The organism is Phycisphaerae bacterium (assembly GCA_024102815.1).
Classification (GTDB): Bacteria; Planctomycetota; Phycisphaerae; order UBA1845; family UBA1845; genus JAGFJJ01.
Window position 1 is genome coordinate 24,004 of record JAGFJJ010000014.1, and the last position, 12,769, is coordinate 36,772.

Consider the following 12,769-nt stretch of genomic DNA (forward strand, 5'->3'; position numbering starts at 1 on the left):
CCTTTCGACGCCGATGGCGTCAGACCGCCAATGCCGTCTCTTGTTGCCCCAGCCCCGTCAGGTAGACGTCGTAGCGGACCGTTCGGCCCGAGTAGCAGATGTCCACTTTTTCGGCCAATGCGGGGTGGTGCCGAAGCCGCTTGACCACGACCCGGCGACCGGCCGTTTTGCGAGCAATCGCAAGCAGGGAGCCACTGTCCTCGTCCTCGCCGACCAGGCGCCGGAGGATACGCATCTCCGCCCCGCCAGCCGCTGATTTCCGCCGCGTCGTATACATCGGATCGATGTATACGACGTCCGGGCGGGCATTCTCGGAGAACGCTCTCAGAACCGATGCGGACTCCCCGCAGACTAGGTCCAAACGGGCTATCGCTTTCCGCAGTGATTCGTCCGCGCTGTTCGTAGCACGATCCATCGCGTCGCGAAGCATTTCGCACAAAACCGGAGAGCGCTCCACGGCCGTAACGCGACAGCCCAGACAGCACAACTGAAACGCATCCCGCCCCAAGCCGGCGGTGCAGTCCAGCACGTCTATGCTCTCTCCCTTAACGCCTACCGCGCGAGCCAGGGGTTGCCGCCGGGATTGCGCCGACCATCGCCGAAAGCCCGGCGTTCCCGAATCGAAATCCACGCGAATGGGCGATAGCTTGACATCACCCGCATCCTGAAGGGCAAGCCCGTCGCGCAATACCCAGAGCCGCAGTTCGTCAACGGCAGATGCGGCGCTCTGCCCTCGGCGACCGCGCTTCGTACTCAGCGCGTTACCGGACAATTCGCGCACCGGCAGATTCAACTGCCGGGCGATTGCTTCGGATCGGGCTGTCAGCGCATCATTTCCCGGCGGATAGGCCACGATGACGGTTGGCGCTGACTTGGGTGAATGGTCTTCCATCAGGCATTGCGTCGCATTCGCCTGTTCCGTTCCTTCTGTTCCGGGCGATGCGAGGCCCGCGTGGCGGATTCTGGTCCTGCCGTCTTCGAAGTTGATTCGACAAGCGTTGTTCGCCACCTATCGACGTCGCGAGGCCGGATCGTGACCAGAATCCAGAACACCGTCGGAACGGCGTACCGAGTCGTCGTGGACTGCGTGAACGTCGCTTCCAGAAAACTGACAAATCGCTTGAACCACGGGCTGAAATCATACATTCCCAACGGTGGGCCGGAACTGAAGTTGTCCAGGAGCATCAGGTAGACGCCCATCGCGATGAAGAAGTGGACAAGCACGAGCCCCAGGCCAAGCGCCACGAACCGGCGCCCCCATGGCACCGGCGTAGCCAGCACCAAACTGCACAACATGATCGTCGGCGCATAACCGATGTACTTGGTTCCGAAGGGTACGGCTGCTACCTGTTTTGTCTGCCGGTTGCCTATCTGCATCTCGGAGTCCCAATCGGGGTGCGGCGTTTCCCGAGGGGCGAATTTCACCAACCCGGCCGGACCAAAATCGCGGAACACATCACCGGCAACACTGCGGAATACGTCGCCATACCAGGAACCGACCAGCAGCCAAAGAGCCAGAAACGCCCCATACGCGACAAAAAGGCGCGCAAAGAAACCGCCGACGAGCTGAAACCGCGACACTCGCTGTTCACGCTTGACCATATTCGCTAATGAGAGGCACAAGCATATCGCAGGGCACGCTAGGCCGGCGCCGCCGCGGCGGGTTGCCGCTCACGGATCGCCCATACCGCCCAAAGGATCCAGAACAGTATCGCCAGAAAAATGAATACAGCCTGCCACACCTGCACGTGCATGAAGTCGAACCACGATGGTGCATACAGACGAATGTAGAACAGGCTCACGATGCGTACGAGGTTCAGCAGCATCAGGCAGATCGTGCCTACGAGCAATCCCGGGACCTTCCGAAACAACGCGGCCGGGAACGCCAGGACGCCGGCAATGAACAGCGCCGACGGCTCGATGGCGTCACATCCCCGCTCGATGGTCAGCGAAGTCCGTCCGCGGATCGTCTTTCCCGAGGCTGAGACGTTCTGCTCGACAACGGAAAGGAGTCCCGCCGACGCCGAGGCGTTCCAGCGCAGGTACGTCGGAAAGACCGTTTCGCGCATGAACGGAGTGATGGTCATCAGGTAAAAGAGACCAAGAAAAAATGCGTACAGCAAAACGAACCGGAAAATCGGCCAGCGGGTGCCCCACCAGGAGGCGGATGATCCTCGCTCCCGCCGCCCGGGCGCATTCCCTCCCCTGGGATCACCGTCTTGGGTGGCGGAACTCGCACGCCTTGATGGGTTCGCTTTGGTCACCTTTCGGCTCGGCAAGCAGGCCCGGCAACCTGCTCCGAATGTCGCACCTCAGGATACGGCCTCTGGTGGCGGGAACTTGGCGAGTTTTCGCTGAAGGGAGCGCCGGTGAATGCCGAGCACACGGGCCGCCTGGGAGACATTTCCCCCGCAGTCGCTCAGCACGCGATGAATGTGTTCCCACTCCATCCGAGCCAGCGAGGGAACCTGACCCGGCTCAAGTGGTGCCTCTGCTTCCTCACCGTCGACCGAATTCAGCGCCGCCAGGAGCTGGTCGGCGTCTACGGGTTTGGTCAGGTAATCGTGAGCACCGAGGCGGAGCGCCTCCTTGGCCGTCGCGATGCTCCCGTATCCGGTAAGCACGACGACCACCATGTCAGGTCCGAACGCACGCAGTTGCCGAACGACTTCCAGCCCGGAGTCACCCGGCATCCGCAAATCCACCACCACGCGGGCGGGACGCCAGGATTGAGCAATGCCCAACCCGGAAGAGCCGTCGGAGGCCTCGCGAACCTCAAGTCCACGATCTCGAAGTGCCAGAGCCATCCGCTCCCGGAATACCCGATCATCGTCGATCAGCAGAAGGTTTCGCGTCTCCATTCGATCCGTGCGCTCCAGTTCGAACCCCCTCCGCGCACCCGTGGCATCACTTCGGAAACTCTAGAACAGCCGTGGTTCCTTGTCCAGGCGCGGAGAAGATTTCCAGCCTGCCGCGAAGGTGTTCGGTAAGTGACCGTGCCAGAAAAAGCCCCAATCCCATGCCCCGCTGAGGAGCCTTGGTCGTTGCGAACGGATCTCCAAGCCGCTCCAGTTGTTCCGGCGCCATGCCCGTACCACGATCCGAGACTTCAAATCGAAATCCTCCCGGCAACGGGGCGATCCGAAGGGTCACGTCCGGCGTCTGCGGCTCGCATGCATCGAAGGCGTTCTGCACGAGAATCGCCAGAATCTGGACCAGCGCATTGGGAGATACTTCAAACTGGTCAATCCGCTTATCACAATCCACTTTCAGCATCTCAAACAAACGCTCGGGCAGCTCGTCGCGAAGCTGGCCCAGCAGCGATGCCACCGTCAGAACACCGGGGGCGTCCGCACCGCGACGCAGATTGTCCACATTCATGCGGTCCAAAATGCGCCGACACCGATCAACTTCCGAGCGAATCAGCCGTACGTCCGCAATGGTCCTCTCCTCCAACTCCCCTTGCTCCGCCCAGCGTTCCAGCTCCCTCGCCACGACGGCAATCGTCCCCAGGGGCGATCCAAGCTCATGCGCGGCCCCCGCCGCCAGCGTCGCAAGTGACGCCACGCGCTCTCCCTGCTCCAGCTTTTCCCGCATCTGCCCTAGCTCATTCTCGCGCGCTCGCAGATTGGCGCGAAGGCGCCCGATGAAATACGCGATCAGGCCGGCCGTCGTGGTCAGCGCCACCCATGATCCGACCCTCAGTGTTTCATCGCGTAGTGGCACGCCGCCTTGGAACGGTCGATGAAAAACAAACAGCGTGGCAAAACCGATAACCGCGACGGCGACGATCGCCCACGTCCATCGTGGGGGAAGCACCACAACCGCCATGGCCACATGGATCAGGTAAAGCTCGCAGAAGGGATTTCGCGGCCCGCCCGCCCCGGAGAGCATGGCCGTCAGCAGGACAACATCCAGAATGAGAACCGCCGGCACCAGGAATTCCGGCAGATCCCAACGACGGTGCAGCAGCACAAGCAGCAGAATATTCGTGATCGCCGTCACGCCCATCACCGCGAGCAACCAACACAGGGGAAGATCAAGCCCCAGCCAGGCCTCCGCAATGATCAACGCGGAAGACTGTCCCGCCAGCGCAAACCAGCGTAGCCGCGTCAGCCACGTGAGAATGATCACCGCATCGGGGCGATCCTCCAGACTGACAATGCGCAACGGATCGCCTTCCGAAGCGCATTCGGCCAGAACCCGGTGCGGCAGCGCCGGGCCCGGCGCCGACGGCGTCGTCAACGAAGATCCCGAGCGGGGTTCAGCAGGTCGGTTCATCGCGAGCGGCGATCGTAGCACGGCCCCCTTCCCCGAGCGAGTTCACCCGAGGCAATTCCGCAGTTGATTGCCTATTGAAGAATCAGAAAGGTCGCGAATGTCACGATCCAGACGACGGCCAGGAAGTGCCAGTACATCGCGGCATAGCGGACCGGCTGCCAGTGCTCGTGATCGTAGTCGTGCCGGAACGCCTTGACCGTGGTGACGGTCAAGGGGAAGACGCCGCCGAGAACGTGCGCAGCGTGGAGCAGGATCACCACGAACACCAGACCGTAGAGCGTGAAGCTCTCGGCTGACCTCCGCGCCCAGTGACGCTCCAGCAGAATCCAGAGACTCGGTGCCTGGATGGCGATGAAGACGAGCGTAAGGAGCAGTGAAACCACCATCGCCACGCGAAATCCACGCTGACGTTCGCGGCGGATATAGCCACAAGCCATCTCCACGGTGATGCTCGCGGCGATGATCGCAAACGAGCTGAACCAAAGCCCCATGGGCATGCTCAGGGCACCGTGGGGCACACGGTCCTGCTGGCTGATGCGAATGATGACGAATCCGAGCAGCGCCGCCAGGAACAGCATGGTCAGGGCGGCCAGGAAGATAACCATGCCGATCATCCCAGCCCGTTTAGGAACGGTCTGCGGCGATCCATGCGGAGAGGCGTAATCGGAAGATGTCTGCACGGTATCGACCTCCGTAACTAGAGGCTTGTCGTGCTGAGTGTGCTCGGCGGCTCCATGTTGACCTGGTATTCCTTCGTATCCATGAGGGAAGCGCCGATGAAAACCGCCACGAAGAGAAACGACGCCGCCAGGACCACGCCATGGAAAGGCCGGTCATACCGCAGATGCATGAAATAAAGCCCCACCGCTCCGGCTTTGACGGCCGCGATGAGCAGAGCAATCCAGATGTTCAGAACGCCGAGGTCCACCCACGTGGCTCCGACCGTCAGCACGGTCAGCACCAGAAGCAGGGCGAATACCGCCACCAGAACCCGCAGCGGGACGACGTGAATGTGCATTTCATCCGTGTGGACCACCGCAACATGATCGCTGTCTGAAACCACCGTCAGGCCTTTCCATGTGACCCGCCGTCAAGATCACCGCGGGCATTATCCTTTGATGAAGTCAATGAATCAAGTACAGGAGCGGAAACAGAAAAATCCAGATCAGGTCCACAAGGTGCCAATACAACCCGCCGATGTCGACCGGGGTGAAATAGGCCGGACCGAATGCCCCGCGGGCCGACTTGAACAGGAGCCATGTAATAATCCCCATCCCCACCAGCACGTGGATACCATGGAGCCCGGTCATCAAGAAATAAATCTGAAAGAAAATATGGACCCGCTCCTTCTCCTTCTGCGGCAGGTCCTCGTAGTGAATCGCATGGTGACCGCCCTCACCCTCGGAGACAAAGCTGGATGCTTGGGTGGGCGCTGCCTGCTGGAACGACGCGGCGACCCCCTGCGGACCTGATGGCGGAATGGAAATCAGCGAATGCTCAGGAACCACGACGGCCGGCTCCTCCGCCGCACCCTTGCCCCCCGTTGCAGCCTGTTTCACCGCCGAAGTCGCTTCGCCCGCTTCCGCCGCCTCGTCCTCGTCCCTATGCTCCACAGGCGCGTGCGCTGTCGTGTTCGACGCGCCGCCCTCGCCACTCCCGGCCGCCGTCGCTGAACCGTGACTCGTTTCCACCCCCGCTGCGCTCTCGCCCGTCTTGTCCGCAGTGTGACTCTGACCGCCCTCCCCGGCCATTTCACCCGCGGCGGCGTGTGCGGCCCCATGCTCGAGCGGCTCGATCTCCTTCTCCGATTTGGGGTGGAACATGTTGGAGACGCCCACCCACAGACCGTGCTCCCACTTCTTGTGATACTCGATGGTCTTGATAACCATGAACCCCGCCCCGCCCATAAGGGTCAGGACCAGGCACGCGATCAGTCCCGTGCGACGACCAAGCTGCGCGCATCGTACGCCCCAGGCCATCGTGAAGCTGCTGGCGATGAGGATCACCGTGTTAATCGCACCCAGATTCCGATCGAGCGCGATGTGGGCATAGCGGAACACGTCGGGATGGTTCCCGCGGTAAACACCGTAGGCACAAAAAAGACCGCCGAACATGAGGATTTCCGTCGCCAGGAAGACCCACATGCCCAGCTTGCCCGTCTCGAACTGCTGCGCACTGGTATCGAAGTGGTGCGCCAGGTGCGGCGGATGGTGGGCATGGTCACCTCCGTGCGAGGACGCCCCGGCGTGTGCTGTCATCGAACTGTCACTCATCCCCTGCTCCCGCTCGACACCTGACGTGCTCCCACGCCTATTCTGCAACTTTCACATACCCTTCGATGGACGCATCGTAACGCCACTTGTGCAGGGCATAAGGATCATCGGCCGTCGGCGTCCGCGCAAAGTTCTCCGTGGGTGGCGGGGACGTCGTCTGCCATTCGAGCGTGTTTCCGCCCCAGGGATTCTCCGGCGCCGGGCGCCCCCGAACCAGAGAATCCAGCCAGTTAATGGCCACCATCACCAGGCCCGCCGCCATGACGTACGAGCCGATCGTCGATATCTGGTGGTAGATCGTGAACTCGTCCAGATAGTTTGCGTAACGCCGGGGCATGCCGTGAGCCCCCGCGATGAACTGTACCATGAACGTCAGGTTGAAGCCGACAAATACGACCAGTGCCGCTAGCCGGCCCAGATACTCGTTGTACATCTTGCCGAATATCTTCGGCCACCAGTAATGCATCCCCGCCAGGAACGCGAACAGCGTGCTTCCCATCATCACGTAGTGAAAGTGGGCCACGACGAAGTACGTGTCGTGAACGTGAATATCCGTGGCCAGCGAGCCCAGAAACAACCCCGTCAACCCGCCGATCGAAAACAGCATGATAAAACCGATCGCATAGAGCATCGGCGTCTTGAGCTGGATCGAGCCGCCGTGCATCGTCGCCAGCCAGTTGAATACCTTGATCGCCGACGGAATCGAAACAGTGAATGTCAGCAGACTGAAGATCGCGTTGGCCACCGGCGACTGCCCGCTCGTGAACATGTGGTGCCCCCAGACGAGGAAGCCCAGCAACGCAATGGCAATCGAGCTCATGGCGATGAAGGAATATCCGAAAATATGCTTGCGGCTGAAGACGGAAACCACCTCGCTGATGATCCCCATCGCCGGAAGAATCATGATGTACACGGCCGGGTGCGAATAGAACCAGAAGAAATGCTGGAACAGAACAGGGTCCCCCCCCAGCGCGGGGTCGAAGATCCCGACCCCCAGCGTCCGCTCCGCCACGAGCAGAAGCAATGTGATCGCCAGCACGGGCGTCGCCAGAATCTGGATCGCGCTCGTACCATACAAGGCCCAGAGGAACAGCGGCATGCGGAACCAGGTCATGCCCTTCGGACGAAGCATGTGCATGGACGCGATGAAATTCAACCCCGTCAGGATGGAGCTGAACCCCAGGATGAACGCGCCAAGCACCGCGGGGACAACCGCGGAGGACGTACTCGTGCTGTAGGGCGTGTAAAACGTCCACCCGGTGTCCAGACCGCCGCCGCCGTACAGCTTGATCCCGAAGGCCGACTCGATCACACCCGAAAGCAGCACCCACACGAAAAACACACCGCCGAAGGCGTACAAATAGAAACTCAGCAGATTGAGCCGCGGGAAGGCAACGTCCTTGGCACCGAGCATGATTGGAAGAACGAAGTTTCCCAGGATGGCGGGGATGGCCGGGATGATGAACATGAAGGTCATCACCGCCCCGTGCAGCGTGAACATGTGGTTGTAGAAGTCCCAGGCCCTGACCGGATCTTTGATCAGCGTCGGCCCGGGCGAGATGAGCTCCGTGCGAAGCAGCACCGCAAACACCCCACCGAGAAAAAACGCCCCCAGAATCGCCACCATGTAGAGGATGCCGATGCGCTTGTGATCCAGGGTGATGAGCCAGGATCTCAGCCCCCGCGTCTGATTGAGGTAGTTGCGCGAACGTGCCGCCGGTTCCAGCTCGGGCGAAGCTGTTGTTGCGATCGTCATGGTTTCGTGTTCTCGCCCCCTGTCGAATGCTGCGCCGCGGGCTGAGTCGCATTTTCCTCCGGCGCGGATTCTTCCACCGCCGCAGGCGGTGCCTCGTAATGCTCCGACAGCGACTTGATGTACTCGATCAGCGCCGTGATCTCCACATCCTTGAGCCGCCCCTTGTAGGTCGGCATCACGTTCTCGAACCCCGCGACGATCTGGCTCCCCGGATTCATCAGCGAGTTCCGGATGTAATCCTCGTCCACCAGCACGCTTGAGCCGTCGCGGAGTTTCTGGGATTCCCCGAAGATGTTCTTGAACGACGGGCCGATTCCGCCGGATCCATCCACGGTGTGGCACTGGGCGCATCCCCGGACGCTGTACAACTTCTGCCCCGCCTCCGCCGGTGGAAGCTTCGCCGCCCAGTTGGCAGCCTCCTCCAGCCACGCTGCGAACTGCGTCGGATCATGCACGATCACCTTCGCGTACATCTCCGAGTGCTTCGTGCCGCAATATTCCGCGCAAAACAGATGATACTCCCCTTCCTTCGTCGCCTTGAACCACATCTTGTTGTACCGCCCCGGGACGGCATCCTTCTTGATGCGAAACGCTGGAATATACAGGCTGTGGATCACGTCCTGCGAGGAGAGGATCAGTCGAACCGGCCGGTCCCGCGGAATGTGCAGATTCTGGTCCACGTGGCCGTTGGGATACTGGAAAGCCCAGCCCCACTTGAACGCCGTCACGTTGATCTCGTAGAGATTCCGTGGTGGCGTGTTCATGTTCAGGAACCCGACGAATCCAAAGTAGAAAATGAATCCCACCACAATCGTCGGAATAATCGTCCACGTGAGTTCCAGCGGTGTATTGTGCGACAAACGCGAAGGTTCAACCCCGGGCCGATGGCGGTAACGCCAGATGAACAGCACTGCGAGGACGACGATGAGAACCATCATGACAACGCAGACGCCGTAGATGAAATAGAACACCCAGTCCACTTCACCCCCGTACGAGGATGCGTTGACCGGGAGCCAGAATGAACTTTCCGACGACTGTCCCAACATTACGCCGTCTCGACCCACGTCACGCCTCGCTCAACGCAGACTCTTCCTGCCGCCGCCGCCCGCGACGACGCTCCCGCCAAACCGCGAGCCCAATCCCCGACCCAAGCGCCAGTGCCGTCACCACGCCCGCCAGGCGCATGACGTTCATCGCCGCCAGAGAATACGTTCCATCCGTAGCGTCGTAGTGAAAGCAGAACAGCAGAATCTGGTCCAGCGTCGAACCAATCTTGCCTTCCGAGGCCTCCACCAGTGAAAGGCGCAGCGTCTTGGGGGGAAACTGCACGCCGTACAAATACCGGGACACAACGCCGTCCGGCGTCAGCACCACCAGCGCCGCGGTATGGGCGAACTCCTGCCGCCGCTCGTTCCACTTGAATCCCCATCCGACGGCATCCGTCAGCTTCTGGATGTTCTCCGCGTCCCCGCTCAGAAACTGCCAGGCTGCCGCAGCCTCCGGCTGACCGAGCTTCTGAATCGCCTTTTGCTTGCCCATCCGGGCGATGACTGCCTTCTCGGTAGGATCGATGCTCAAGGTCAGCACGACGTAATCCTTGCCGACGGAAAGCGGGATTTCCTTCATCGCATCCAGCAGACCATCCAGTACAAGCCCGCAGAGCATCGGACATCCGTAATAGCCGAGGTTCAGCACTACCGGGCGCTTCCCGTCAAAGGCATCCGCCAGCTTGAATGTACGCCCTTCAGAATCCGTGAAGGTGAGTGCGAGCGGAATCTTCGTACCCAGGTGTTCGGTAATGCCCACGCCCTCCAGCTCATCGGGCACAGATTCGATGCGGTCGGACTTCGCCACCGCGGGCGCCGGTGACGGCGTCTCGATTTCGGTCTGAGCCCATGCACAATGCGCGAGGACAGCGGCGATCAAGATCGCTCCACGGCATGCGTTGCTGATCATGATGTTCTCCTTTTCCGTGTCGCCTGCTACCGCGAATGATAGCGCTTGGCCGTCAGTTCGATGGCCCGATCAATGGGAATCGCCGCGATCTGCTTGCTCTGGTCAACCCAGCGATACTTGTTGAGCTTTTCCTGCTGATCGAGCCGGGCGTCGGCAAGTTCCCAATACACATCGTTCTCAAACTTCCGTTTCTCCTCCGCTGCTGCCGCGTTGAAGTACGCCGCTTGGATCCCCGCCACGGAGATGATCAGCAACAGTGTGCTGACGATCCCCACGACCACGATAAGCCGCGTATTCACCCCTTGAGGCTGAGCCACGTCGTGCCTCCGTCAAACGTCCTCAAATGCCAGCGAATCGCCCAGCCGGGGATCGCGCAGCGGGATCAGCGCGTGCCGTGTCGCCGTCCAGATCCACCCCGCGGCAAACAGTCCGCCCACAGCCACGAACGTGAGCACTTCGGGCAAACCGAATCGAATCCGCGGGCCCATTTCCGGCATGGTCAGCCACCAGATATCGATCCAGTGGAAAACGAGCAACCATATCGACCAGAACGCCAGCCCGAACCGATTCCGCTTTACGTGCCTGGAAAGCAGGCCCAGGAACGGGATTATAAAGTGCCCAAACAAAAGGGCCACGATCACGTATGACCAAGGGTTCATTTGCTCGGGTACCGTGGTCGCCCCGCGCGCCGCGAACCAGTACACCGTTTCGGGCAAGCTGGCGTACCAGATCAGCATGTACTGGCTGAACGCAATGTATCCCCAGAAGAACACGAATCCGAACAGGAACTTGCCCAGATCGTGGTAATGGTCGGTCGTTACGCTGTCAGTCAGGTAACCGGCTCGCTGCAGGCCCATGAGCGTTAGAATCAGCAGCGCCAGCCCCCCGACAAACGAACCCGAAAAGTAGTATCCACCAAAGATCGTGCTGTACCACGCCGGACTCAGCGACATCAGGAGGTCAAACGCCGCGAAGGTCAGCGTGAGCCCAAAAACCACGATGCCCGCGGGAGAAACCCGCTGCATCGCCCGCGTCAGACGGGCATCTCCACTCTCGTCCTGCTGCGTCGACCGCCGCCAGAGCCACCAAGCCAGCCCGCCCCAGATCGCAAAGTACAGCAGGCATCGGGCCATGAAAAACGGCACATTGAGAAACGCCCGCTTCTTCGCGACGTAAATCTCTTCGACGTGGTGATCGATCCCCCCCCTTGGCAGGGGCGCCGCAGCGATGTGAAGCGGATCTTCCGCGAGGCCGGCCGGACCGCCATGGCTTCCCGAAGATGCATTCTCCGCATGCCCGTTCTCGCCGGGGAGAGGTGAACCATGTTCGCCTTCGTGCGATGCCTCGGGCGTGATGTCGATCGGAGCCGCCCATCGATACAGCAGGCCGTTACCGCTCAGTAATGTGGCAAAAATGGGCAGCAATCCGATCAGCAGAAACACCACGGCCGTCGCCTGCACCTCCGCCACGCGACGCACCGCCACGCTCCAACCCGCACGAGCCGTGTGCTGCACCAGCACGAAGAACAAGGCGCCAAGCGAAAGACTCAGGAAATAGCAGAAGTTCAGCAGATAGGCGAAGTAGACTCGTCGCACGCCGTCGGCCCCGGCCCGGCCGATGAGCAGCGCTACTGCGAATGCCACGACGGCAAGAATGAGCCCGCCGGCGACGAACCCGCCGCCGCCCGTAAGCCGCGTTCGCTCTCGCGGGCTGATCTGTACAGGATGATCGGTGCCTGCCATCGAACCGGATTCTCCATGCCCTAGCGCAACGTCGACCGGGCTTCTTCGGGGACGTCCTCCAACGAAGCGTGCTGACTTCGCTGAAGCGCTCGCACATAGGCCACAATCGCCCAGCGATCGCGAACTGGAATCTGTGATTTATACGAGGGCATATTGCGAATGCCGTTCGTGATCGTATTGAAAATGTGACCGTCGGGCCGTTCGACGACGGTGTCGCTGTGCATTGACGTAGGCGGAATCCACTTGGGCTCCTGCAGCTCGAGCGCCCGTCGGCTCACGATTCCCTCCCCGCCACCGTCGTATCCATGGCACGGGGCGCAGTAGATGTTGAATCGCGCCTGCCCGTGCTGGATGAACGCCACATCCACCGTCACGCGATCCGGGATTTGCTTCACGTAGTCTGTGACCGGTTCTCCCTGCTCGTTCTTGAGAGCAACCAACCCGGTGTTGTACGTCTTGTCCAACTCGAGGTGCCCTTGCGCCACCGTTCCCTCCACCGGCGGACGCATGGCCCGACGGTCCGCAAACGCCGTGTTGACCGATTGCGCGAGGAATCGCGGCTGGTGATCCATGTCCTGAAAAATGTGCACCTGCGGCACCTTGGACGTGACCGAACGCGTCCGCGCCACCAGTGCCAGCGGAACCCAGCTTCCTACCACGAAAATCAGCAGCGCCGCCTTCACCCAGAAAGGCATCGGAGGGAGCACAAATCGCCCCTGGCCGCTGGGATCACGCAAGAAACTGTCCCGTCGATCCGCCAC

Annotated in this window: 14 protein-coding genes; all 14 read right to left on the reverse strand. The window is 61.0% G+C overall.

Features of this window, described 5'->3' with window-relative positions:
• Window positions 1-19: 19 nt before the first annotated feature.
• A complete protein-coding gene (locus J5J06_04225; protein ID MCO6436276.1) occupies window positions 20-892 on the reverse strand; it encodes a class I SAM-dependent methyltransferase in 873 nt (290 codons plus the stop codon).
• Window positions 892-1,581 carry a hypothetical protein gene (locus tag J5J06_04230; GenBank protein ID MCO6436277.1) on the reverse strand — a complete coding sequence of 230 codons (690 nt, stop codon included), beginning with the start codon at window positions 1,579-1,581 and terminating at the stop codon, window positions 892-894. The genes J5J06_04225 and J5J06_04230 overlap by 1 nt, the downstream gene beginning before the upstream one ends.
• Before the next feature lie 59 nt (window positions 1,582-1,640).
• On the reverse strand, window positions 1,641-2,123 hold the full coding sequence (gene xrtH / locus J5J06_04235; GenBank protein MCO6436278.1) for an exosortase H: 483 nt from the start codon (window positions 2,121-2,123) through the stop codon (window positions 1,641-1,643).
• A 189-nt stretch (window positions 2,124-2,312) separates the two neighbouring features.
• Complete coding sequence (locus tag J5J06_04240; protein MCO6436279.1) at window positions 2,313-2,861, reverse strand: response regulator; 549 nt, start codon at window positions 2,859-2,861, stop codon at window positions 2,313-2,315.
• Window positions 2,862-2,907: 46 nt separating this feature from the next.
• Window positions 2,908-4,281, reverse strand: coding sequence for a HAMP domain-containing histidine kinase (locus J5J06_04245; GenBank protein MCO6436280.1), 1,374 nt, complete (start codon window positions 4,279-4,281; stop codon window positions 2,908-2,910).
• A 71-nt stretch (window positions 4,282-4,352) separates the two neighbouring features.
• Window positions 4,353-4,961 (reverse strand): cytochrome c oxidase subunit 3, encoded by a 609-nt coding sequence (locus tag J5J06_04250; protein ID MCO6436281.1) that lies wholly within the window; start codon window positions 4,959-4,961, stop codon window positions 4,353-4,355.
• 17 nt (window positions 4,962-4,978) lie between these two features.
• Window positions 4,979-5,344: a cytochrome C oxidase subunit IV family protein gene (locus tag J5J06_04255; GenBank protein MCO6436282.1), complete on the reverse strand. Its 366-nt coding sequence runs from the start codon at window positions 5,342-5,344 to the stop codon at window positions 4,979-4,981.
• A 61-nt stretch (window positions 5,345-5,405) separates the two neighbouring features.
• Complete coding sequence (locus J5J06_04260; protein ID MCO6436283.1) at window positions 5,406-5,591, reverse strand: cytochrome c oxidase subunit 3; 186 nt, start codon at window positions 5,589-5,591, stop codon at window positions 5,406-5,408.
• Window positions 5,592-6,591: 1,000 nt separating this feature from the next.
• Entirely contained in the window at window positions 6,592-8,310 is a 1,719-nt protein-coding gene (locus tag J5J06_04265; GenBank protein ID MCO6436284.1) for a cbb3-type cytochrome c oxidase subunit I, read from the reverse strand.
• Window positions 8,307-9,356, reverse strand: coding sequence for a cytochrome c oxidase subunit II (coxB, locus tag J5J06_04270; protein MCO6436285.1), 1,050 nt, complete (start codon window positions 9,354-9,356; stop codon window positions 8,307-8,309). Before coxB ends, J5J06_04265 begins: the two co-directional genes overlap by 4 nt.
• 19 nt (window positions 9,357-9,375) lie before the next feature.
• Entirely contained in the window at window positions 9,376-10,266 is an 891-nt protein-coding gene (locus J5J06_04275; GenBank protein ID MCO6436286.1) for an SCO family protein, read from the reverse strand.
• A gap of 26 nt (window positions 10,267-10,292) precedes the next feature.
• The gene (locus tag J5J06_04280; protein ID MCO6436287.1) at window positions 10,293-10,583 is read right to left on the reverse strand and encodes a hypothetical protein; all 291 of its coding nucleotides are present in this window, start codon (window positions 10,581-10,583) and stop codon (window positions 10,293-10,295) included.
• A gap of 12 nt (window positions 10,584-10,595) precedes the next feature.
• Window positions 10,596-12,008, reverse strand: coding sequence for a quinol:cytochrome C oxidoreductase (locus J5J06_04285; protein ID MCO6436288.1), 1,413 nt, complete (start codon window positions 12,006-12,008; stop codon window positions 10,596-10,598).
• A 20-nt stretch (window positions 12,009-12,028) separates the two neighbouring features.
• A complete protein-coding gene (locus J5J06_04290) occupies window positions 12,029-12,769 on the reverse strand; it encodes a cytochrome c (GenBank protein MCO6436289.1) in 741 nt (246 codons plus the stop codon).